The organism is Limimaricola soesokkakensis, from assembly GCF_900172345.1.
GTDB classification, from domain to species: domain Bacteria; phylum Pseudomonadota; class Alphaproteobacteria; order Rhodobacterales; family Rhodobacteraceae; genus Limimaricola; species Limimaricola soesokkakensis.
Genome location: NZ_FWFY01000002.1, coordinates 1 through 23,333, shown reverse-complemented (window position 1 = coordinate 23,333; position 23,333 = coordinate 1). Strand labels below are relative to the sequence as shown.

Sequence of the window (23,333 nt, the reverse complement as noted above, 5' to 3'; positions counted from 1 at the left end):
GTTCATTCGGCAACGAGGGCGAGCGGGGCGCTTTGGTCCCAGCCCCGCCGGATCAGCGTTTCGAGCCATGCGGCAGCGTTCTGGGCGGCATCGGGGGAGACGAGCGCGCGCATGCGCGCCGCGTCATGGCGCGCCAAGACCGCATCGACCGCCGCGCGCCAAGCATGGACCGAGGAGGGGAGATGCGGCTCGACATGGGCGACACCGGCCGCATCGAGGGCGCGGGCCTTGGCGTGCTGCTCGTCGAAGTAGCGCCATTCCGGCACCGCGATCCACGGCACCCCAGCCGCCATCACCTGATGGCAGGTGGTGTTGCCGGTCGAGGCAATGACCAGATCGGCGGCCGCGATCCTGTCGGGCGCGTCATCGACCCAGCCGTGATGGATCAGGTTTCCAGGCTCGGTGGCGTGCCAATCGCGCGCAACATGGCCGATGCTGTGCCACTGCCAATCGGGAAAGGCGCGGGCGCCGACACCAATCGGCGCCTGCGCAAAGCCCGAGCCGCCACCGCCGGAGACGACCAGAGTAACCCTTTCATCGGCGGCGATGCCCAGCCGGGCGCGGGCCTCGGTGCGCCCGGGCATCGGGGCGATCCCGAGACCGCCCGCGAAATGCGTCTTGTCCCGCATTCCGCCCGACCAGTCGGGCTGCGCCAGATCCTCGTGGCAGGGCGCGAGCAGTCCCAAGGCCCCGCGATAGGCGGCGACATGTCCGGGATCGCTCCGGTCGCCATGCTGCAGCACCTTCACATGCGGAACCGAGCAGATCCGCGCAAGTTGCGCGATCTCGGCCGAGACGTCGCAGACCATCAGCGCCGGATCGGCCTCGCGGAACCAACCCGCGATTAGACCCATCGCCTCGCGGATGCCGGGCCAGCCCACCGGTGCGCAATGCAGCGTGTCAGGCGTGTCGAGATCGGCGAGGCCCGGCGCCTCGGCCCCGCTTGCCTCGAACAGCGACGGGATGGTGACGATCTGCGCGTGGGACGGCAGTGACGGCAAGATATCGTCGCGGGCGCAGAAGATGGTGATCGGCCGCTCCGGCGGCAGCGCCCAGGCCAGCGCGGCGCAACGCTCGGCATGGCCGCGCCCTTGGTGGTGTACGAAGTAACCCAGCGGCCTCATTCCGCAGCCACCCGCATGACCGGCTCATTCATTTCCTGCGGCGTCAGCCCGGCCCAGCTCAGCCCGTCCATCAGCCCCGCCGCATACGCCAGCGGGCTTCGGTAAAGGCCGGGCCGGCGGGGCAGGCGGGCGAGATCGCCATCGGCGTTGCCCACGATGATGGCACGCCCGGCCGCGCGCAGCATGCATTCGTCATTGCCGGAATCGCCCGCTGCCACGCAGTGGTCGAGGCTCAGCCCGTGGCTGCGCGCGAGATGGCCCAGCGCCGCGCCCTTGCCCGCGCGGACGGGAACGACGTCGATCAGACGCCCATGCGACGCAATGACCCGCGCCGCGAGCCCCGCCATGTCGAGCCGATTGCGGATCCGCATCGCCTGTCGTGCATCACCGAGATAGCCCAGCTTCCAGCGCCGCTGCTCGATCTCGGGCTGCATCCGGATCGAGGGGCTGTCGAGCGCGTCGCGGATCGCATCGCAGCGCCAGTCGCACTCGATCTCGTGGGCCCAGCTTTTGTCGAAGATCAGCCGACCGGTCGCGTCGCGGCGGTAGATCTCTGTGCCGACCGAGGTAATGAAGGCGTCGGGCTCGTCGATTTCCCACTCCGCGAGGATACGCCGCGCCTCGGTGATGGTGCGTCCCGTCGCCACGGCGAAGAGCGCGTGGCCTCCCTTGCGCCATTGCGCGAAGCCGTGCAGCGCGTCGCGATCGCCGGTCAGCGTATTGTCGATGTCGCTGGCAAAGATCCGGGTGGGGATGGGCAGGGGGCGCGGCGCGGCGATACGCGCGATGAGCGCGGCGACCCGGGCAGCCCAGTGGCCCCATGAATAGGCGGTTTCGTGCGACGCGGCGGCCTCGCGGCAGCGCGCATGCATCTCGGCATCGCCGATCAGCCGCGACAACGCCGCGCCAAAGGCCTGCGCATCGTTCGGCTCCGCGGTCAGCCCGTGGCCGATCCGCGCGACGATATCGGAAGGGCCGCCATGGCAGGTCGCGACCACGGGCAGTCCTGCGGCCGCGGCCTCAAGGATGGTCAGGCCGAACGGTTCCGTCAGCGCCGGATTGGCAAAGACGCCGCGCCGCTCGGCGGCGAGACGGTAGAGGCCGCCAAGGCTCGCCGCGTCATGTTCGGGCGGCAGGGCCACCCGTCCTTCGAGCCCGTGGGTGCGTATCGCCTGTCGGATCCCCACGATCACGCGCCGCTGCTCCTCGCTGCCCTGACGGCCCGGGCCGCGCAGCCCGGCGAGGATCACGAGGTTCGCACGATCGCGCAGACCCGGCGCCGACGCATAGGCGGTCACCAGACCGGCGAGGTTCTTCTTTTCGACCGGGCGCGCCACGGCGAGGATGAAGGGGCGTTCGGGATGGGCCAGTTCGGGCGAGATCAACGCCCTTGCGGCCTGCATGTCGGCGGGGCCGGGCAGTGTGGCGCCCGGCGCAATGCAGTGGATTCGGGCGGGGTCGGCCCCGTCATAGGCCACCACTTGCCGCTCGGCCTCGTCGCGGGAGGAAACGACGGTGGCGCAGGCGCCCGCGATGGCGCGGGTTTCGGCTGCGATGCGCCGCGACATCGCGTCCCCTTGGCCCTGCATCGCCCGAGCCTTGTCGAGCCCGAGAGAGTGCGGCGTATAGATCACCGGGATACCGAAGCGTTCGCGGGCCGCGAGAGCCAGTTCGGCCGCATCGGCAAAATGCGCGTGGATCGCGTCGGGCTTGCGGGCGAGCCCGGCGAGGTGGTCGAGAAACGCCTCGGTGATCGCGGGAATCCGGGCCTCCAGCGCCTCCTTGGAGAGGTAGTCGGCGCAGCCGTCGTCCAGCCGCAGGATACGCGATTTCGGCCCCAGCCTCTCATGCGGGCGGGCATGGGCGATGCCCAGATCCGGCCGGTGGAAGCGGCGTGTCACCACGTCGATGCGATCGATGTCGGACCGCGCCTCGAGCGCGCGGGTCGCGGCAAGCACATAGGCAATATGACCGCCCGTATCGTCGGTCAGGCCATAGTGGATCGGCGGCGCCTTGAGGCAACCGCCGAGCGCGATCTGCATCACGAACATTGGGGGGACTTTCGGTGTGTCTCGTCTGTTGGCGCCCCAATGCGATTGGCGACCGCCGGGTTCCCTCCCCGTTCCGGTTCAAGCCGAGGCTGATCAAATGCCATGCCGCGCTAGCTTGCGGGCTGCAGGCAGGCGCGGGGACCAAGAAACATGAAGCATCGTTACCTTTTTATCGGTGGGTTGCACCGCTCCGGTACCTCGCTGGCGGCGCGACTTGCCGGCTCGATCGCCGGGCTGGGTACGCTTTCGAACGTGCCTGTTCCCGAAAACGAGGGGGTCTACCTGCAAGGCGCGATCCCGCATGACGCGCTGGCGGGAGAGCCGGGGGCCTTCGCCTTCGACCCGGATCAGCATCTCGTCGAGGGCTGTCGTTTCGACCGGCTAGAGGTACGCGAGCGGATCGAGGCGGATTGGGCGCCGTGGTTCCCCGACACGGCTTGGCGCGTCGAGAAGTCTCCGGTGAACCTGCTGCGGATGCGGCTCTACCAGCAGCTGTTCCCGCTGTCGCAATTCGTCATCGTGGCGCGCCATCCCCTCGCGGTGGCGCGGGCCACGGCGAAGTGGAGCGATCGCAGCGAGGCCGATCTGGTCGCGCATTGGGCCCAAGCCTACCGGATCGCACTGGGAGATGCCCGGCGGCTCCATGCGCGGCTGATCCTGCGCTACGAGGATCTCGTGGCCGCCCCCGACGCCGCGCGCCGGGCCTTGGCCGCGTTCTGCGACAGACCTTGCGACGGCGCGGCGCCGGAGCCGGTGCGCGACGGCAATCGCGATTACGATCTGCGCGCGTCCATGCCGTTGCCGAAAGGGGCGGCGGCGGTGATGGACGCGCTGGGATACGGGCCGGACGGCGCAGTGGTGCCGCTGCCCACTGCGGCAGTCGCGCACCCGCTCAGGACAGTGCGCGAGGCGGTCGAGACGGTCTGGCCTCCGAGGCGCTGAGGATTTTTCACCTTTGCCCGGAACCCCTTCGCGCTTGCCCCTGTTGCTCCTTGGCGAGAAGAATGCGGCGCGCGCAAGGCGTCACGAGGGGAGATTGCACGACATGACCGATACAGCTGAACCCGCGAAGCGGCCAAGCTCGTCCCGATTCTGGATCGCGGTGGCCGCCGCGGTGATCGGCTGGATCCTGGTGTTATGGCTGCTCATCGCCCGCGCCTCGATCGGCGGCGATCTCGAAGCGGCGCAGGCGCGGATCGTCGAGGTCGAGGATCAGGTGGCGATCCAGACCGAGACCATGGGCAGCATCGAGGCGCTGCGCGCCGAACTCGAAGGGCTCCGGGTCGAGGAGCAGGAGCTCGAGAACCGCCGCGCCACCATCGAGGCCGAGATCGCTCCGGCCGAGGCGCGGCTGCAGGAGCTGTCGGGCCAGATCGAGACGGCGGAAGCCGATCTCGAGGCGGCGCAGGAAAAGACCCGCACGCTTGAAGAGGAACTCGCGCCACTGCGCAGCGAACTCGATAGCTTCGAGACGCGTCGCGCCGAGGCCCAGTCGCGTGCCGAGGCCGCGACCGCCGAGCTGAACGAGGTCACACAGCGCCTTGAGCAGGCACGCGGCGAGGAGGCCGAGCTGCGCCAGTTGATCGCCACGCTGAGCAGCGAGGCGGCAGAACTGACCGAGCAGGTTTCGCAGGCCGAGACCGAGCTGAGCTCGGTTCGCGAAGAGAGCGACACCATCAAGGCCGAACTGGCTCAAGCGGAGGCCCGCGTTGCCGAGCTGACCGAGCGCCGCGACAATCTTGAAACCGAAGTCAGCGCGCTGAGCGAGGAGCAGGACTCGCTCGCCCAGGAAGTCGCGGCGGCCCGGGAGCAGAGACAGCTGTTGCAGGAAGAGGTGGCGCAGCTGGCGCAGAACCTCGCGCAGCGGGCCGAGGAACTGGCCCGGGTCGAGCGTCGCATCGCTGGCGTGGCGGCGCCGGGGGTGGCGATTGCCGATCGTCCGCAAGTGACCGATCTGCCCGCAGAGACCGAAGCTTCGGAAGCGCCAGTGGAGCCTGAAGCTACGGAAACGGACGAGGCCGCCGATGCCGCGCCTGCCGCCGAGCGTCCGCAAGTGACCGATCTGCCTGAGGAAGCCGCAGCAGTGGCCGAAGGGGGCGAAACCGAGACGGCCGAGCCGATCGTGCCCGCTGCTGGCGTGGATGCCCCGGCAGGCGATGCCGCCTTGGCAGGTGACACGACCGATGCGGCGGAAAGCGAAACCGAGGTGGTGCCCACTGACGAAGCAGCCGCGGCCCCCGAAGCAGGCGAGGCCGTGGCGCGTCCGCGGGTCACCGATCTGCCGGAGCAGGAAGCGTCGACCGAGGCCGATCTCGCGGAGGTCGCCGAGGCCGAAACCGCCTCGACCGACACCGTCATCGGCGGTGAACCCGGCACCCCGCCCGCGGGTCCCGCCGCCGCGCCTGCCGATAGCGACGCGCCCACCGCTGCATCTTCGGAAGTCGCGAACCTGTCGCCGGGTCTCTACACGCTTGGCCCGATCGCGGTGAAATTCTCGGAGGACGGGCGCTTCACCATGGCGGGCAGCGACCAGATGGGCCGCGTCAACGGGCGCTATGTCGTCGAGAACGGCGTGCTGACGCTCGATCAGGTGCAAGGCGACACCGGCTCCGCGATCTTCCCCATGCGCTGCGAGCTCGCCCCGAGCGAAAGCGGTTTCGCCATCGGTGACAGCGACGGCTCTTGTGCCCTGTTCGAAGGGCGGGAGTTCACGATCGCGGAATGACCGGCCGTCCGGTTCGCTGAATGGACCTGTCGGGACTCTCCCTCTTGGCCGTCGCCGGCATCTTCGCGATGGCGGCGGCGGCGATCATGCTGGCGGGCGTACGGCTCGCCCATGTCGCCGATGCGTTGGCCGACCGAACCGGCATGGGCGAGGTTGTTGCCGGCGCGCTCTTCGTCGGAGCGGCGACCTCGCTGCCCGGCGCCATCACCTCCATTTCCACCGCCGCGCAGGGGGCCTCCGGCCTTGCCGTGGGCAACGCGCTGGGCGGGCTGACCGCGCAGACTGCCTTCATCGCCGTGGCCGACCTGTTTTATCGCCGCGCCAATCTCGAACATGCCGCCGCCTCGGTCACCGGCCTCGCGCAGGGCGTGCTGCTGGTGGTGCTGCTCTCGATCCCGCTCATCGCCTCGGCCGAGCCGCAGATCGCGATCTGGGGCGTGCACCCCGCCTCGCTGCTGATCCCGGTCGGCTATGCCTTCGGCCTGCGGCTGCTGTCGCGGATCCATGACGATCCGATGTGGCATCCGGTCCAGACCGACGAAACTCGCGAAGAGGTTTCCGAGCCCGACCGCGAGGGCAGCAGGTCGGATAGCGGGCTCTGGCTGCGCTTCGCGCTCTATGCAGGGGTGACGGCTGTGGCGGGCTGGGTGATCGGCGAGGCGAGCCTCGCCCTCGTCGAGCTGACCGGCATGGGTGAAAGCGCGGTGGGCACGGTCTTTGCGGGCGTCGCCAATTCCCTGCCCGAACTGGTTACCGCCATCGCCGCGGTGCGGATCGGCGCGGTCAGCCTTGCGGTGGGCGACGTGATCGGCGGCAATGCCTTCGAGGTGATGTTCCTCTCGGCCGCCGATTTCTTCGACGAAGGCTCGATCTACGGCGCCCTCACCCCGGCCGACCGGACCACCGCGCTCATCGCCATGCTGATGACCGGGGTGCTGCTTCTGGGGATGCTGCGACGCGAGAAGACCGGCCCGGTGCGGATCGGCTTCGAAAGCGTTCTGGTGCTGGGTCTCTATGCGGGCTCCGTGGCACTGGTGCTTCTATGATCGCTTGTATCGGAACAATGCGTTGCGCCCCTTGCGCAAACGCGCCACAGAGCCGCACCGTTGAAGTTGCGCGCGACAGGGGAGACAGGACCGCATGACACAATTGCAGACGCTATTCGGCTGGATCGGGGACGCCACGTGGGGCTGGGCGCTGATCCCGTTCCTCGTGATACTCGGCGGCACCTTCACCCTGATCTCGGGCTTCGTACAGCTGCGCTTCTTCGGGCGCATGTGGGGCGTGCTCTCCGATGGCGGCGACCGCCAAGGCGGCGTGTCCTCGCGCGAGGCGCTTTTGGTATCGGTGGGCGGTCGTGTCGGCGGCGGCAACATCGCCGGTGTCGCGGTGGCTATCACGCTGGGCGGACCCGGCGCGGTGTTCTGGATGTGGGTGGTGGCGCTGATCGGCATGGCCACCTCGCTGTTCGAATGCGCGCTGGCGCAGCTCTACAAGCGCGCTGAGCCCGATGGCACCTTCCGTGGCGGGCCCGCGCAATACATCATCCACGGGCTCGGGGCGCATTTCAACTGGCTCGCCATCCTCTACGCGATATGCCTGCTGGCCTCTTTCGGGCTCGGCTTCTCGGCGTTCCAAGGCAACACCGTGGCGGTGGCCGCGCAGGACAGCCTCGGGCTCGACCCGATCCTCGTCGGCGCGGGCCTCGCGCTGGTGACGCTCGTCATCGTGTTCGGCGGCATCAAGCGGATCGCCCGCGTCTCGGACGTGATCATCCCGATCATGGCGATCGGCTACATCGTTCTGGCGCTGGCAGTGATCGTGCTCAACATCACCGAGGTGCCGGCGGCGCTCTGGACCATCGTGGCCAACGCGGTGGGCCTCGAGGAAGCCGTCGGTGGCGGTGTCGGCGCGGCGGTGGCGCAAGGCATGCGGCGTGGCCTGTTCTCGAACGAGGCGGGCCTCGGTTCGGCGCCGAACGTGGCGGCGGCGGCGGCGGTGCCGCACCCAGTCAGCCAGGGCATCGTGCAGTCTCTCTCGGTGTTCATCGACACGATGATCATCTGCACCTGTACCGCGATGGTGATCCTTCTGGGCGATGTCTACGTGCCCGGCGCCACGGATGTGGACGGCGTCGCGCTGACCCAGCAGAGCCTGGTCGACCATCTGGGCAGCTGGGCGCAGTACTTCCTGACCGGCGCAGTGCTGCTCTTCGCCTTCAGCTCGATCATCTACAACTACTATCTCGGCGAGACCGCGCTGAGCGTGCTGTGGGACAACGGCATCGCCCGGGTGCTTCTGCGGCTCGCGGTGCCGATGGTGGTGTTTCTCGGGGCGGCGGCACCCGGCGCCACGGCGGTGTTCTTCTTCTCGGACCCGCTGATGGGGCTTCTGGCGCTGGTCAACCTGCTGGCACTGACCATGCTGTTCCCGGTCGGGCTGCGGCTTCTCAACGACTACCGCAGGCAGTTGCGCGCGGGCGCGGTGGAGCCGGTGCTGGAGATCGAGGATTACGCCGATCTCGACATCGACCGCGCCGCATGGGCCGTGCCGGCCCGGACCCGGCCGCTCGGCTGAGCGCGATCAGGCGACGAGATCGAAAGGGGGGCGGCGACGCCCCCCTTTTTCGTGGGATGCTTCAGAAGCCGGTGGGCGGGTTCTTGCGGCCGGGGCGAGAGCGGTAGGCCGGCAGCGACCAGCCGCGCCACAGCGCCACGATCCGGAGCGTGAAGGCGAGGCCAAAGCCCGCCAGCGCCGCCGCCTCGCGCCCCGCGCCTGAAAGCACGAGCGCGGCGCAGGCCGCGGCCCCCAGCATCGAGGCCGCGACATAGATCTCGCGGCGCAGGATCACCGAGGGCTCATGGCCCAGCGTGTCGCGGATGATGCCGCCGACATTGGCGGTGATCACGCCCATCGCGATCGCCACCGTGACGCCCGCTCCTGCATCGAGCGCCTTAAGCGTGCCCACCACGCTCACCAGCGCCATGCCGAAGGCATCGAGCCACAGGATGTATCGGTAGCGGTATTCCATCATGTGCGCTGCGAAATGCGTGACGATGGCGGTGAGGATGCAGGCGATCACCGGGGTCGGATCCTCGACCCAGAACACCGGCTCTCCGAGGATCAGGTCGCGCGTTGTGCCACCGCCGACGCCGGTGATCACCGCGAACCAGACGAAGCCGAGGATGTCGAGCTCCTTGCGCGAGGCGACCAGCGCGCCGGTCGCTGCGAAGGAGACGGCTGAAACGAGATCGAGCGCCGCGAGCAGCGGGGCGAGGGGCAGGTCCATGGCGGGGCTCCGGGCGTCAGGAGGGGCGGGAGCGCTCTCCTAGCCGCTGGCGGGCCCGTGTCAACGCGGACGCATCCCGCGCCCGGGATACGCGATCAGGCGGCGATGGAAGCGAAGGCGTCGCGCAGCCGGATCAGATCCTCGATCCGGCCCGACCCCATCATCTGCAGCGGACTGCGGCCGCCAAGGGCGGGCTGGCGGGCACGGATCCAGTCGGCAGCGCCGAGCGTCGCGCTCGCGCCGCGGGTGGCGACGTGGATGTCGCGGAGAAGCGCCATGCGGCGCAGCCGCTCGCGGTCGACGATCTCGACCTGACCAGCGCACCAGCGGCGCCAACTCTCGGGTTGCATCCCACCGAGGATGGCCACCATCTGCGCATCGCGCAGCTCCCAGACCCGGGCGAGCAGCACGGCAGTGCGGACGAGCGGACCGGTTTCCGCAGGGCTGACAGGACGTTCGGGGGCCTCGATGGACCGGACGGCTGCGAACAAGGGCGCTCTCCTCTGTCTCTGCCCCCCGCTATACCCGAGTCGCGTAGAGCGGGCAGAAACGGTTCCAGCATCTCCGTGTGATGGGCGAAAATTTGCCGATTTTGGGCCTAGCAGGCCCCGGCGACAGCCTCGGCGGCCGCAACCGCACCCCCGATCCGCTCGGCCATATGGTCCATGAAGAGCCGCATCTTTGGGTCCTGCAGCCGACGATGGGTGAATAGGCAGGCCATCTGCACCGGCAGGGGCGGCGTTTCGATGCAAACCGGCACCAGCCGGCCCGCCGCCAGATGATCGGCGATCTCGAAGACCGGTTTGAGCGCGATTCCGGCCCCCGCCAGGGCCCAATCCGTGAGCACGTCGCCATCATCGCATTCGAGCCGCCCGCTCACCGGGTAGGCGCGCGGACCTTCAGGGGTCATCAGGGTCCAGCGGAACTCGGTGGCACCGGGAAAGCGCAGGTTGAGGCAGTCATGCGCGCCGCTTACCAAGGCCGCGCCGTCGCGCGGGCTGCCGCGCCGGGCGATGTAGTCGGGCGCGGCGCAGAGCAGCCTTGCGCAGCTGGCGATCTGGCGGATCGTCAGATCGCTGTCGGCGGGGCGACCGAGGAAAAACCGCAGATCGATCGCCTCGGCGGCGAGATCGATCATCCGGTCCGACAGCCGCAACCGCAGATCGACCTGCGGATAGGTGGCGGCGAAGCCCGGAAGCTCCGGCGCGATCAGGCGCCGCCCGACGCCCAGAGGGGCCGCGACGTGGATCGTGCCGCGCGGGTTTTCGGTGATCCGCGAGACCAGCGCTTCCGCCTCTTCGACCTTTTCCAGCACCGCGCGCGCGCCTTCGTAGAAGCTGCGGCCCTGTTCGGTGGGGGCGAGGCTGCGTGTGGTGCGCTGGAACAGCCGCACGCCCAGATGCGTCTCGAGCTGGCCGATCCGGGCCGATGCCACGGCGGCCGATACCCGCAGATCGCGCCCCGCCGCCGACATCGAGCCCAGCTCGTAGACCCTGACGAAGGTGCGGATGTTGTCGAGATAGGCCAAGTCGCGCTCCCATCGCTGTCAACTGGGGCTTGGTTACGCCGCCTCGCGGGGTTCGGCCAGTGGCAGCCGGACCTAGCCCAGTATGCCGGGGCCGATCAGCATCACCGCGAGCGGCAACGGCGCGGTGGCTAGCAGCATGGTCAGCGCCACGGCAACCGGTTGGAACAACCGGCTCAGCCCGGCGGCCAGCAGGATGCCACCGCCGCCGCCGATCAGCGAATTGCCCGGCAGGTTCACCAAGAGTGCCAGAACGAGATAACGCCGCCGCAGCACCCAGCGCCGGGCCCAGCGCGGCACGCTGTCCTCAAGCTTGCGCATCCGTGCCTCTGGGTCGGTTTCGCGCAGCTGCGCCAAAGCCGCGGCAGCCCGGTCGAAGCCCAGCCGGTCCAGCGCCAGACAGACCCGCTGCGCGGCGAGCGCCCGACCGGCCCCGAAGGCCAGCATCAGCCCCACCGCTGTCGCGCCCCAGACGATGGGTGCGGCGGCGGCGCCATGCGCCATCAGCAGCGCCAGCCCGATCTCGGCCCCCGGCACGAAGGGAATCGCCAGTACTACCGCGTAGAGCAGGAGCAGACCCGCGACCGTGAGGCCGAGCAGTTCCATCCGACCCTGCGCGGCCATCTCGGCGGCGAAGTCGCGCAGCCAGAAGGCCAGCCAGAGATTGACCGCGATCAGGATCGCGACCAGCGCGAGGCGCAGGACCAGTCGGGGCAGGGTGGTACGCATCGGCACTCCGGGCGCGCGGGCAGGAAAGGCGCATCCCCCTTTATGCCTCGAAGGGGTGAATCACCAGTGCAGGGCTAGTCCGGTCGTGCGACGACGATGCGGGTGCCCCATTCGGCGCAGCGCTGCGCCAGCTCGGCGGGCGGCGGCGCGTCGGTATAGAACACGTCGATCTCGCGCAGCGAGGCGATGCGTGCGGGCGCGGAGCGCGAGAACTTGGAGCGGTCGGCCACCAGGACGGTACGGCGCGAGCGGCGCAGCAGGCTCTGGTTCACCCCGACCTCCTCGATGTCGAAATCGAGCAGGTCGCCGGTCTCGTCGAGCGCCGAACAGCCGATCACCGCGAGGTCGAACTTGAACTGCTGGATCGTCTGGGTGGTGAGCGAGCCCACGAGCCCGCCATCCGAGCGTCTGAGCGCGCCGCCGGTAACGATCACCTGCGCCTCGGCGTTCTCGGCGAGGATGGTTGCGACGTTCATGTTGTTGGTGACCACCATCAGCCCGCGATGGCGCAGCAGCGCCCGCGCCACCGCCTCGGTCGAGGTGCCGATGTTGAGAAAGATCGAGGCGTCGTCCGAAATATCGGCGGCGCAGGCGGCGGCGATCGCGGATTTGGGGCCGGGATTGAGGCCGCGACGATGTTCGTAACCGATATTAACGGTGCCCGATGGCAGTACCGCACCGCCATGCACCCGGTCGAGCCGGCCGGCCTCGGCCAGATCGGTCAGGTCGCGGCGGATCGTCTGCAGGGTCACCCCGAAATGTTCGGCCAGCCCCTCGACCGTGACCCGCCCTTCGCGGCGGGCGATCTCGAGGATTTCTGGCTGCCGAAAGCTCTGTGACATCGCGCGGATCCCGTTATGGATGTTCCATAATGCGCGGAATCCGGCAGAATGCAACGCAAACGCGGGATTGCTCCCCGCAGTGCACAGAGACCCGACGCCCGTCTTTCGCGCAAAACGTGCGAGAAGCTTTGCAAATTCCGGCTTCTACATCCGTGAGCGGGACAGGCGCGGATCGAGGAAAGCGAACCTAAACGAAAAATTCCTCTTGCTTGGCGCGCATCTCGGAGTCAGGATTACGGCGAACCGAACTTGGGGCGGGGGGCATCCACTTGTCGGCAGTCCAGACATCCGAAGATGTCAGCGATCTCTTCGTGATCGGTGGCGGCATCAATGGCTGCGGCATTGCCCGCGACGCTGCCGGGCGCGGGTTGTCGGTGGTTCTGGCCGAGATGGACGATCTTGCGCAGGCGACCTCCTCCTCCTCGACCAAGCTGTTTCATGGCGGGTTGCGTTACCTCGAATATTTCGAGTTCCGGCTGGTGCGGGAGGCGCTGATCGAGCGCGAGACGCTGCTGCGCGCCATGCCGCACATCTCTTGGCCGATGCGCTTCGTGTTGCCCTATCATCCGTCGATGCGGTTCGAGAGCGATACCCCGACCTCGAAGCTTCTGGGCACGGTGATGCCTTGGATGAAGGGGCGGCGCCCGGCCTGGCTAATCCGGCTCGGTTTGTTCATGTACGATCATCTGGGCGGACGAAAGATCCTGCCCGGCACCCGCACGCTCGACCTCAGGCGCGACCCGGCCGGCGGCCCGCTCGATCCCAAATTCGAGACCGCCTACGAATACTCCGACTGCTGGATCGAGGATTCGCGCCTCGTCGTTCTGAACGCCCGCGACGCCGAGGCGCGCGGCGCGCGGATCATGACCCGGACCAAGGTGCTGCATGCGACGCGCGAGGGCGATCTCTGGGCCGTCGAGGTCGAGGACCGGGAGACTAGCGCGCGGCGCACGCACTTGGCCCGGATGCTGGTCAATGCGGGCGGTCCCTGGGTCGGCAAGCTGCTTAAGGGTGCGATCGACGTGGAAACCCGCGAGGGCGTGCGCCTCGTGCGCGGCAGCCACATCGTCACCGAGCGGCTCTACGACCACGACAAGTGCTACTTCTTCCAGGGCACCGACGGGCGGATCATCTTCGCGATCCCCTATGAGACCGATTTCACGCTGATCGGCACCACCGATGCCGACCACCCCGATCCCTCCGAGCCGGCGGTCTGCACGCCCGAGGAGCAGGAATATCTGTGCCGCTTCGCGAGCCGCTATTTCGAGCGCGAGGTGACGCGCGACGACATCGTCTGGACCTATTCGGGGGTGCGTCCGCTCTATGACGACGGCGCGTCGAGCGCCACGGCGGCGACGCGGGACTACACGCTCAAGGTCGATGCCGAAGGCGGCGCGCCGGTGCTCAACGTTTTTGGCGGCAAGATCACCACCTATCGTCGCCTCGCCGAGAGCGCGATGGAGAAGATCGCGCCCTATTTCGAGACGACGAAGGGCCGTTGGACCGCCGGCGTCGCGCTGCCGGGCGGGGATTTCCCGGTCGACGGCGTCGAGGCGCTGATCGAGGGGCTCGAGGCGGATTACCCGTTCCTCGACCGGCGCTGGGCGCGGCGGCTGGTGCGCGCCTATGGCACCGAGGCGCGGTCGATCCTCGGCAAGGCCAAGAGCGCGCAGGATCTGGGCCGCGATTTCGGCGCGACGCTGACCGAGGCCGAGGTCGCGTGGCTCGTCGAAAAGGAATACGCTCGCAGCGCGGATGACGTGCTGTGGAGAAGATCGAAGCTGGGGCTGCGCCTGACGGGAGATCAGGCCGCCGCCCTCGAAGACTGGATGCAGGGAGAGAGGGCCGCGCGGCACGGCTGAGACGGGCCGCGCGACCGGGGAGGACGATCATGACGCTGACGCTGGAGAGCGTGTCGAAGCGGGTGGAGGGGCAGACCCATATCCACCGCACCGACCTCACGTTGCAAAACGGCACGATGAACGTGCTGCTGGGCCCGACCCTGTCGGGCAAGACCACATTGATGCGGCTGATGGCGGGGCTCGACGCGCCCACGACCGGCCGCATCCTGTGGAACGGCGAGGACGTGACCGGCGTGCGCGTGCAGGACCGCAAGGTGGCGATGGTCTACCAGCAGTTCATCAACTACCCGTCGATGACGGTCTACGAGAACATCGCCTCGCCGATGCGGATCTCGGGCAAGTCGAAGGACGAGATCGACGCCGCCGTTCGAAAATCGGCCGAAATGATGAAGCTGACCCCGCTTCTCGACCGCAAGCCGCTCGAGCTGTCGGGCGGCCAGCAGCAGCGTTGCGCGCTGGCCCGCGCATTGGTCAAGGATGCGGGTCTGGTGCTGCTGGACGAGCCGCTGGCCAACCTCGACTACAAGCTGCGCGAGGAACTGCGCGCCGAAATCCCCAAGATCTTCGAGGAGGCGGGCTCGATCTTCGTCTACGCCACCACCGAGCCGGAGGAGGCGCTGCTGCTGGGCGGCCATGTCGCCACGCTCTGGGAGGGGCGGGTGACCCAGTTCGACGAGACGCCGCAGGTCTACCGCCACCCGGTGGACGCGACCACGGCGCGGGTCTTCTCCGACCCGCCGATGAACTTCCTGCCCTTCGAGAAGCGCGGGGCGGTCCTGCATCTCGACGGCGGCCGCGAAGTGCCGGCGGCGGGCGCGCTGGGCGGTTTGCGCGATGGTCGCTATCAGGGGGGCTTCCGCCCCAACCACATGGAGCTGGAGCGCCGGCACGAGGGCGACATCACTTTCGAAACCCGGCTCGCGGTGACCGAGATCACCGGCTCCGAAACTTTCGTGCATCTCGACCATCACGGCACCCGCTGGGTCGGGCTGATCCATGGCGTGCGCAACCTGCGCCCCGGGCAGGCGCTCACCGCCTATCTCGACCCGGCGCATGTCTACGTCTTTGCCGAGGACGGACCGCTCGTCGCCCCTGCATCCTACGTGGAGGCCGCCTGACATGGCCAAGATCACGCTCGACAACCTCGCGCATTCCTACCTCAAGCAGCCGAAATCCGACGATGACTGGGCGCTCAAGGAGCTGAACCACGACTGGGCCGATGGCGAGGCCTACGCGCTCTTGGGCTCGTCGGGTTGCGGCAAGTCCACGCTGCTCAACATCATCTCGGGGCTGCTGCGGCCGAGCCGGGGTCGAATCCTGTTCGACGGGCGCGACGTGACCGACGCGCCGACGGCCGAGCGCAACATCGCGCAGGTATTCCAGTTTCCGGTGGTCTACGACACCATGACGGTGGGCGAGAACCTCGCCTTTCCGCTCAAGAACCGCGGCGCTGATCCGAAATACATCGCCGAGCGAGTGAACGCCATCGCGGCGATGATCGGCATGGAGGATCAGCTCAGGCGCAAGGCGCGCGGGCTCACAGCCGACGCCAAGCAGAAGATCAGCCTTGGTCGCGGCATGGTACGCGAGGACGTGAACGCGCTTCTCTTCGACGAGCCGCTCACCGTGATCGACCCGCATATGAAGTGGGAACTCAGGACCCAGCTCAAGCAGCTGCACCACGATTTCGGCCACACGATGATCTACGTCACCCACGACCAGACCGAGGCGCTGACCTTCGCCGACAAGGTGGTGGTGATGTATGATGGGCGCGTGGTGCAGATCGGCACGCCGCAGGAGTTGTTCGAGCGGCCCGCGCATACCTTCGTGGGCTTCTTCATCGGTTCGCCCGGCATGAACCTGTTCGACGCTCAGGTGTCGGGCGCAACTGCCACCGTGCAGGGCGTGGCGGTGCCGCTGGGCGACAGCTACGCCCCCGTCGCGGGTCAGGTGCAGATCGGCGTCCGACCCGAATTCGTCCGGCTGCATGCGGGCGGCGAAGGGCTGCCCGCGCGAATTACCCGCGTCGAAGATGTAGGCCGTCACAAGATCGTTCGGCTCGATGTCGGCGGCACCGCGGCCAACGCGATCCTTGACGAAGGTACGCCCGTGCCGGCGGGTGCCGACCGGGTGAGCTTCGATGCGGAGGCGATCAACGTCTATGCCGATGACTGGCGCGTCGCGCCGCAGAGCCTGCAGGGGAGGGCCGCGTGATGAACAAGACCGTCAACCAGAAAGCCTGGTTCCTCGTTCTGCCGGTGCTGATCCTCGTCGGCTTCTCGGCGGTGATCCCGCTGATGACCGTGGTGAACTATTCCGTGCAGGACACCTTCGGCAACAACGTCTTCTTCTGGGCCGGGCTCGACTGGTTCCGCGACATGCTCGAGAGCGAGCGGATGTGGAACGCGCTGGGCCGCCAGTTGGTCTTCTCGAGCATCATCCTCGCGATCGAGGTGCCGCTGGGCATCTTCGTCGCGCTCAACATGCCGAAAAAAGGCTTCTGGGCCTCGTTCTGCCTCGTGCTGATGTCGCTGCCGCTGCTGATCCCGTGGAACGTGGTCGGCACGATCTGGCAGATCTTCGGCCGGGTCGATATCGGGCTCTTGGGCTACGTGCTGGCCAAGCTGGGGGTAAACTACAACTACACCCAGAACGTGATCGACGCCTGGGCCACGGTCATCATCATGGATGTCTGGCACTGGACCTCGCTGGTGGCGCTCCTGGCCTATGCCGGCCTGCAATCGATCCCCGACGCCTATTACCAAGCCGCCAAGATCGATCAGGCCTCGCGCTGGAAGGTGTTCCGCTTCATCGAGCTGCCGAAGATGGCCGGCGTGTTGATGATCGCGATCCTGCTGCGGTTCATGGACAGTTTCATGATCTATACCGAGCCCTTTGTCGTTACCGGCGGCGGGCCGGGCAATGCCACCACCTTCCTGTCCATCGATCTCGTGAAGATGGCGCTGGGTCAGTTCGACCTCGGCCCGGCGGCGGCCTTCAGCCTGATGTACTTCCTCGTCATCCTGCTGATCTCCTGGGTGTTCTACACCGTCATGACCAACCTCGACAAAAGGGATGGTGTCTGATGTCCGATGCGACGACCTCCGCCCCCGGTGCGGCCTCGATCCCCGGCGACGTCAGCGCCGCCGAGCCGCGCGCCCGCAGCCGCCGCCGGTTCCGGCCGAACGGCTCGATGATCGTGATGGCGCTCTACCTGCTGTTCCTGATGCTGCCGATCTACTGGCTCTTGAACATGAGCCTGAAGACCAATGCCGAGATCCTGTCGGGTTTCTCGCTCTGGCCGCGTAACCTGACGTTGGCCAATTACGAAAAGATCCTGACCGATCCCTCATGGTACATGGGCTACGTCAACTCGATCATCTACGTGACGATGAACACCGTCATCTCGATCTCGGTGGCGCTGCCCGCGGCCTATGCCTTCTCGCGCTACAGCTTCATGGGCGACAAGCACCTGTTCTTCTGGCTGCTGACCAACCGCATGGCGCCGCCGGCGGTCTTCGCGCTGCCCTTCTTCCAGCTCTACTCCTCGGTCGGGCTGTTCGACACCCACATCGCTGTGGCGCTGGCGCATACGCTGTTCAACGTGCCGCTGGCGGTGTGGATTCTCGAAGGCTTCATGCGCGGCGTGCCGCGCGAGATTGACGAGACCGCCTATATCGACGGCTATTCCTTTCCGAAGTTCTTCGTGAAGATCTTCATGCCGCTGATCGCGAGCGGCATCGGCGTCGCCGCCTTCTTCTGCTTCATGTTCTCCTGGGTGGAGCTGCTGCTGTCGCGCACCCTGACGAGCGTCGATGCCAAGCCGATCGCGGCGACGATGACCCGCACCGTCTCGGCCTCGGGCCTCGACTGGGGCGTGCTCGCGGCGGCGGGGGTGCTGACGATCCTGCCCGGCGCGCTCGTGATCTGGTTCGTGCGCAACTACATCGCCAAGGGCTTTGCCCTGGGCCGCGTCTGAGAGAGGAGAGACGACATGGCATGGATGGCATGGACGATCCCCACGGCGATCTTCTTCGGCTCGATCGCGGCGCTGCTGATCATCTTCACGGTGCTGGCGATCCGTTATCCCGAGACGCCGCGCACCGGCGTTCTGGGGATCGAGACGACGCGCGGCGACCGGCTCTTCATCACGCTCCTGGGCTCCGCCTTCATCAATCTCGCCTGGCTGGGGCTTGTCGATGCGCCGCAGCCTTGGGCGATGCTGGTCTGCCTCGTTTACGCCGCCGCGGTGTTCCGCTGGGTCTGACGAGTTTCAACGAAGCGCCGTTCGGGGAGGACGGCGTGATGGTTCGATAAATGGGAGGAAACCATATGAACCCGCTTTTGAAATCCACCACCGCGCTGGGCCTCGCGCTCGGTCTCATGGCGGGGCCCGCCATGGCCGACATGGAGGCCGCGATCAGCTTCCTCGACGAGGAGATCGAGCGCTCCGCCCTCACCCGCGAGGAGCAGGAAGCCGAGATGCAGTGGTTCGTCGATGCCGCCGAGCCGTTCTCGGGCATGTCGATCAACGTGGTCTCCGAAACCATCACCACGCATGAATACGAGGCCAACGTGCTGGCCCCGGCCTTTGCCGCGATCACCGGCATCAACGTCACCCATGACCTGATCGGCGAGGGCGACGTGGTCGAGAAGCTGCAGACGCAGATGCAGTCGGGCGAGAACATCTACGACGCCTACATCAACGACAGCGATCTCATCGGCACCCATTGGCGCTACCAGCAGGCGCGCAACCTGACCGACTGGATGGCGGGCGAGGGCGCGGACGTCACCAACCCGAACCTCAATCTCGACGATTTCATCGGGCTGCAATTCACCACCGGCCCGGATGGCAAGCTCTACCAGCTGCCCGACCAGCAATTCGCGAACCTTTACTGGTTCCGCCATGACTGGTTCACCGACGAGAAGAACATGGCGGATTTCGAGGCCGAATACGGCTATCCGCTCGGCGTGCCGGTCAACTGGTCGGCCTATGAGGACATCGCCGCCTTCTTCACCGGCCGCGACCTGAGCCACATGGGCGTGTCGGGCGAGGTCTTCGGCCACATGGATTACGGCAAGAAGGACCCGAGCCTCGGCTGGCGCTTCACCGATGCGTGGATGTCGATGGCCGGCATGGGCGACAAGGGCGAGCCCAACGGCCTGCCGGTCGACGAATGGGGTATCCGGGTCAATGAGAACAGCCAGCCGGTTGGCTCCTGCGTGGCGCGCGGCGGCGCGACCAACAGCCCGGCGGCGGTCTACGCGATCGAGAAATACACCGACTGGCTGCAGAACTACGCCCCGCCCGCGGCTGCCGGCATGACCTTCTCGGAATCCGGCCCGGTTCCGGCGCAGGGCCAGATCGCGCAGCAGATGTTCTGGTACACCGCCTTCACCGCCGACATGGTCGGCGATGGCGCGGCGGCTGTGCTGAACGAGGATGGCAGCCCCAAATGGCGCATGGCCCCCAGCCCGCACGGCGTCTACTGGGAAGAGGGCATGAAGGTTGGCTACCAGGATGCGGGCTCTTGGACGCTGATGGAATCGACCCCGGTCGACCGCGCCAAGGCGGCCTGGCTCTACGCCCAGTTCGTCACCTCGCAGACCGTGGACGTCGAGAAGTCGCATGCGGGCCTGACCTTCATCCGCGAGTCGACCATCCAGCACCCGAGCTTCACCGAGCGGGCGCCCGAGCTTGGCGGCCTGATCGAGTTCTACCGCTCGCCCGACCGGGTGCGCTGGTCGCCCACCGGCACCAATATCCCCGACTATCCCAAGCTGGCGCAGCTCTGGTGGCAGAACATCGGTGACGCCTCCTCGGGTGCCAAGACCGCGCAGGAGGCCCTCGACAGCCTCTGCGAGCAGCAGGAGCAGGTGCTCGAGCGGCTCGAGCGCGCGGGCATCCAGGGCGATCTCGGCCCGGTCATGAACGAGGAGCAGGATCCGCAGTACTGGCTCGACCAGCCCGGCGCGCCGAAGCCCAAGCTGGAGAACGAGGACGAGGAGCCCGAGACCATCAGCTATGAAGAGCTGATCAAGTCCTGGCAGTAAGCCCGTGAACGACCGGGGCCCGCGGGCCCCGGCCTCCCGCGCCGCGGAGCCTCCCCTCCGCGGCGCGTCCACTCAAGACAAGAGCTTCCGATGACCCACATCCTCGCTATCGATCAGGGCACCACCTCGAGCCGCGCCATCCTCTTCGACGCGCAGATGAAGATCGTGGAGATGGCGCAGGAGGAATTTCCGCAGCACTACCCCGACAGCGGCTGGGTCGAGCACGACCCCGACGATCTGTGGCAGAGCACGCTGCGCGTCTGCCGCGCGGTGCTGGACAAGACCGGCGTGGCCGCCGCCGACATCGCCGGCATCGGCATCACCAACCAGCGCGAGACGACGCTGGTCTGGGAGCGCGAGACCGGCCACCCCATCCACAACGCCATCGTCTGGCAGGACCGCCGCACCGCACAATTCTGCCGCGACTGGCGCGCGCGGGGCGAGGAGGAAACCGTCACCGCCAAGACCGGCCTGATCATCGACCCCTATTTCTCCGGCACCAAGCTGAAATGGATTCTCGACCATGTCGACGGCGCGCGCGACCGGGCGCGGGCGGGCGAGCTGCTGTTCGGCACGGTCGACAGCTGGCTGATCTGGAACCTCACCGGCGGGCGCGTGCATGCCACAGACGCCACCAATGCCTGTCGCACCATGCTCTATGACATCCACAAGGGATGCTGGAGCAGCACCATCTGCGGCATGCTCGACATTCCGATGGAAATGCTGCCCGAGGTGCGCGACTGCGCCGCCGATTTCGGCACGACCGATCTCTTGGGCGGCGAAACCCCGATCCTCGGCGTCGCGGGCGACCAGCAGGCGGCGACGCTGGGCCAGGCCTGCTTCGCCCCCGGCATGCTGAAATCCACCTATGGCACCGGCTGCTTCGCGCTCCTGAATACCGGGGAGACGCCGGTGCGCTCGACCCATCGGTTGCTGACCACCGTGGCCTACCAGCTCGATGGCAAGCCGACCTATGCGCTCGAAGGCTCGATCTTCATCGCGGGCGCGGTGGTGCAATGGCTGCGCGACGGCCTTGGCCTGATCGACAAGGCCTCCCAGACCCAAGCGATGGCCGAGGCCTCGGACCCGCAGCAGCGGGTGATCATGGTCCCCGCCTTCACCGGTCTCGGCGCGCCCTATTGGGATCCCGACTGCCGCGGCGCGGTATTCGGGCTCACCCGCAACACCGGCCCGCGCGAGATGGCCCGCGCCGCGCTGGAAAGCGTGGGCTACCAGACCCGCGACCTGCTCGAGGCGATGCGCGCCGACTGGCAGGACGCCTCCGAGCGCGCGACGCTGCGCGTGGATGGCGGCATGAGCGCCAGCGACTGGACCATGCAGTTCCTCGCCGACATCACCGGCGCACCGGTGGATCGCCCCGAGATCACCGAAACCACGGCGCTGGGCGCGGCTTGGCTCGCGGGGATGCGCGCCGGCATCTATCCTGACATGGCAAGCTTCGCGCAGGGCTGGAAGCTGGAGCGCAGCTTCGCTCCCGAGATGGACGAGGAAAAGCGCGAAGCGGGCTATGCCGCCTGGCGCCGCGCCGTCGCCGCGACGCGCTCGGCATGAACGGCTTCGAGATCCTGACCGCGGGCCGCGTCGTCTTCGGTCGGGGGCGCGCCGAAGGCGCGGGCGCGGCGGTTCGCACCTGGGGCGCGCGCGTGATTCTGCTGCGCGGCTCTCACCCGGCCGCCGACCGGATCGCCGCCGAACTGCGCGCCGAAGGGGCCGCGGTGGAGGAGATCCGCCAGAAGGGCGAGCCCCTGATCGACGATCTCGACGCGGCGGTGGCGCGGGGACGCGCGCTTCGGGCCGAGGCCGTGGTGGCGCTGGGCGGCGGATCGGTGATCGACATGGGCAAGGCGGTCGCGGCGCTGATCCCCGCCGCCCGTCCCGCGATGAGCTATCTCGAAGTGGTGGGGGAGGGGCGGCCGCTCGATGCCGCGCCCTTGCCGTTCATAGCCCTGCCGACCACCGCCGGTACCGGGGCCGAGGTCACCAAGAACGCGGTTATCGGCGTGCCTTCGCATGGTCGCAAGGTGTCCCTTCGTGACGACCGGATGCTGGCCGATCTGGCGATCATCGACCCAAGCCTGACCGATAATACGCCGCGCTCCGTCACGCTGGCCTCGGGGCTCGACGCGGTGACGCAGGTGATCGAGCCCTACCTGTCGTGCCGTGCCACCCCCTTCACCGACGCGCTGTGCCGCGACGCGATCCCGCGCGGCCTTGCCGCGCTAACACGGCTCATGCAGGCCGAGGACGAAGGCGCTCGCGACGATCTCGCGCTTACCAGCCTGTTCGGCGGGCTGGCGCTCGCCAATGCGGGCTTGGGCGCGGTGCATGGCTTTGCGGGCGTGCTGGGAGGGCAGGCCGGTGCGCCGCACGGCGCGCTTTGCGGCCGATTGCTGCCGGGCGTGCTGCGCGCCAACGTCCAAGCGGTTGAGAAGCAGGGGGGTGAGATCACCCGCCATCGGGAGGTCGCGGGCTGGATCGCTGCGGCCTTGGGTGTCACGACCGATCCGCTCGACGCGCTGGAGGCCCGTATCACGGAGTGGGGCCTGTTACGCCTGTCCGAAATGGGCGTGGCTGCGGAGGAGATTCCTCAACTGGCCAAGGCCTCTCGCGCCTCCTCTTCAATGCGAGGCAACCCGGTCGACCTCTCGGAGGAGGCGCTGGAGGCAGTGCTGCGTGAGAGCCTCTAGGACCAGCAGAGGCACTTTCTAGGCACCGTTTTCTGGCCGGGAGTGAACTTTTTTGGGTCGAGGAGCGTTTTTGCTGTTGCGACTCACGTCCCCCGGGCCTAAATAGCCCCTCACCGGCGGCGCAGAGATGCAGCGTCGGTGGGAAATTCCGAAGGGGACTGGGCGGCGCGCCGGAAGTTAGGGCGCGGTTGTTTGGTTTTCTTCTCGCTCTTTGACATCGCAGATATCTGAAGAGATATGCGGGCGGCTTGGTTCAGTTCGATGGATCAACGTCTGTATGTCGCGCCGGTAGGGGCTTGCCCCGATGACCGGTGTCAGCTTCACCGTTTGACGGACTTTCGGTTTCTGATGAAACCTGGAAGCACAGTCAGACGGATGACTGTCCCATCCAGCCGGATGGGACGATGTGCAGAGGTTCGAACGT

Annotated in this window: 20 protein-coding genes; 13 read left to right on the top strand and 7 right to left on the bottom strand. The window is 67.7% G+C overall.

Going from position 1 to position 23,333, the window contains the following annotated elements; all coding sequences use genetic code 11:
• Positions 1-2 precede the first annotated feature (2 nt).
• Together LOS8367_RS02730 and LOS8367_RS02725 are read right to left on the bottom strand one after the other, a co-directional pair.
• Complete coding sequence (locus LOS8367_RS02730; protein ID WP_085894939.1) at positions 3-1,124, bottom strand: glycosyltransferase; 1,122 nt, start codon at positions 1,122-1,124, stop codon at positions 3-5.
• A complete protein-coding gene (locus tag LOS8367_RS02725) occupies positions 1,121-3,166 on the bottom strand; it encodes an HAD-IIB family hydrolase (protein WP_165761373.1) in 2,046 nt (681 codons plus the stop codon). Before LOS8367_RS02725 ends, LOS8367_RS02730 begins: the two co-directional genes overlap by 4 nt.
• 159 nt (positions 3,167-3,325) lie before the next feature.
• Between LOS8367_RS02725 and LOS8367_RS02720 the strand changes: the two genes are divergently transcribed.
• From LOS8367_RS02720 to LOS8367_RS02705, 4 genes are all read left to right on the top strand, one after another.
• Entirely contained in the window at positions 3,326-4,117 is a 792-nt protein-coding gene (locus LOS8367_RS02720) for a sulfotransferase family protein (protein ID WP_085894937.1), read from the top strand.
• Positions 4,118-4,220: 103 nt separating this feature from the next.
• Entirely contained in the window at positions 4,221-5,900 is a 1,680-nt protein-coding gene (locus tag LOS8367_RS02715) for a coiled-coil domain-containing protein (protein ID WP_085894936.1), read from the top strand.
• A 20-nt stretch (positions 5,901-5,920) separates the two neighbouring features.
• Positions 5,921-6,946 (top strand): sodium:calcium antiporter, encoded by a 1,026-nt coding sequence (locus LOS8367_RS02710; protein WP_085894935.1) that lies wholly within the window; start codon positions 5,921-5,923, stop codon positions 6,944-6,946.
• A 94-nt stretch (positions 6,947-7,040) separates the two neighbouring features.
• Positions 7,041-8,477 carry an alanine/glycine:cation symporter family protein gene (locus tag LOS8367_RS02705; RefSeq protein ID WP_085894934.1) on the top strand — a complete coding sequence of 479 codons (1,437 nt, stop codon included), beginning with the start codon at positions 7,041-7,043 and terminating at the stop codon, positions 8,475-8,477.
• A 61-nt stretch (positions 8,478-8,538) separates the two neighbouring features.
• Here LOS8367_RS02705 and LOS8367_RS02700 read toward each other — a convergent pair whose 3' ends face one another.
• The 5 genes from LOS8367_RS02700 to LOS8367_RS02680 all read right to left on the bottom strand — a co-directional run bounded on the left by LOS8367_RS02700 (position 8,539) and on the right by LOS8367_RS02680 (position 12,285).
• Complete coding sequence (locus tag LOS8367_RS02700; RefSeq protein WP_085894933.1) at positions 8,539-9,189, bottom strand: trimeric intracellular cation channel family protein; 651 nt, start codon at positions 9,187-9,189, stop codon at positions 8,539-8,541.
• Between the two features lie 95 nt (positions 9,190-9,284).
• The gene (locus LOS8367_RS02695; protein WP_085894932.1) at positions 9,285-9,680 is read right to left on the bottom strand and encodes an antitoxin Xre/MbcA/ParS toxin-binding domain-containing protein; all 396 of its coding nucleotides are present in this window, start codon (positions 9,678-9,680) and stop codon (positions 9,285-9,287) included.
• A gap of 107 nt (positions 9,681-9,787) precedes the next feature.
• Complete coding sequence (locus LOS8367_RS02690; RefSeq protein WP_085894931.1) at positions 9,788-10,717, bottom strand: LysR family transcriptional regulator; 930 nt, start codon at positions 10,715-10,717, stop codon at positions 9,788-9,790.
• A gap of 72 nt (positions 10,718-10,789) precedes the next feature.
• Positions 10,790-11,443: a hypothetical protein gene (locus tag LOS8367_RS02685; RefSeq protein WP_085894930.1), complete on the bottom strand. Its 654-nt coding sequence runs from the start codon at positions 11,441-11,443 to the stop codon at positions 10,790-10,792.
• Positions 11,444-11,517: 74 nt separating this feature from the next.
• Positions 11,518-12,285 carry a DeoR/GlpR family DNA-binding transcription regulator gene (locus tag LOS8367_RS02680; RefSeq protein WP_085894929.1) on the bottom strand — a complete coding sequence of 256 codons (768 nt, stop codon included), beginning with the start codon at positions 12,283-12,285 and terminating at the stop codon, positions 11,518-11,520.
• 269 nt (positions 12,286-12,554) lie between these two features.
• Here LOS8367_RS02680 and glpD point away from each other — a divergent pair, with 269 nt between their 5' ends.
• The 9 genes from glpD (at position 12,555) to LOS8367_RS02635 (ending at position 22,909) form a co-directional block, all read left to right on the top strand.
• Complete coding sequence (glpD, locus tag LOS8367_RS02675) at positions 12,555-14,147, top strand: glycerol-3-phosphate dehydrogenase (protein ID WP_085894928.1); 1,593 nt, start codon at positions 12,555-12,557, stop codon at positions 14,145-14,147.
• A gap of 29 nt (positions 14,148-14,176) precedes the next feature.
• Positions 14,177-15,265, top strand: coding sequence for an ABC transporter ATP-binding protein (locus LOS8367_RS02670; RefSeq protein ID WP_085894927.1), 1,089 nt, complete (start codon positions 14,177-14,179; stop codon positions 15,263-15,265).
• Position 15,266: 1 nt separating this feature from the next.
• Complete coding sequence (locus tag LOS8367_RS02665; RefSeq protein ID WP_085894926.1) at positions 15,267-16,361, top strand: ABC transporter ATP-binding protein; 1,095 nt, start codon at positions 15,267-15,269, stop codon at positions 16,359-16,361.
• Positions 16,361-17,233 (top strand): carbohydrate ABC transporter permease, encoded by an 873-nt coding sequence (locus tag LOS8367_RS02660; RefSeq protein ID WP_085894925.1) that lies wholly within the window; start codon positions 16,361-16,363, stop codon positions 17,231-17,233. The genes LOS8367_RS02665 and LOS8367_RS02660 overlap by 1 nt, the downstream gene beginning before the upstream one ends.
• Positions 17,233-18,126 (top strand): carbohydrate ABC transporter permease, encoded by an 894-nt coding sequence (locus LOS8367_RS02655; protein WP_085894924.1) that lies wholly within the window; start codon positions 17,233-17,235, stop codon positions 18,124-18,126. Before LOS8367_RS02660 ends, LOS8367_RS02655 begins: the two co-directional genes overlap by 1 nt.
• A 15-nt stretch (positions 18,127-18,141) precedes the next feature.
• Entirely contained in the window at positions 18,142-18,414 is a 273-nt protein-coding gene (locus LOS8367_RS02650) for a DUF2160 domain-containing protein (RefSeq protein ID WP_085894923.1), read from the top strand.
• A gap of 65 nt (positions 18,415-18,479) precedes the next feature.
• On the top strand, positions 18,480-20,201 hold the full coding sequence (locus LOS8367_RS02645) for an ABC transporter substrate-binding protein (RefSeq protein WP_085894922.1): 1,722 nt from the start codon (positions 18,480-18,482) through the stop codon (positions 20,199-20,201).
• 90 nt (positions 20,202-20,291) lie between these two features.
• Entirely contained in the window at positions 20,292-21,773 is a 1,482-nt protein-coding gene (gene glpK, locus LOS8367_RS02640) for a glycerol kinase GlpK (protein ID WP_085894921.1), read from the top strand.
• Positions 21,770-22,909 (top strand): iron-containing alcohol dehydrogenase, encoded by a 1,140-nt coding sequence (locus LOS8367_RS02635; RefSeq protein ID WP_085894920.1) that lies wholly within the window; start codon positions 21,770-21,772, stop codon positions 22,907-22,909. The genes glpK and LOS8367_RS02635 overlap by 4 nt, the downstream gene beginning before the upstream one ends.
• The last annotated feature ends 424 nt before the right edge of the window (positions 22,910-23,333 follow it).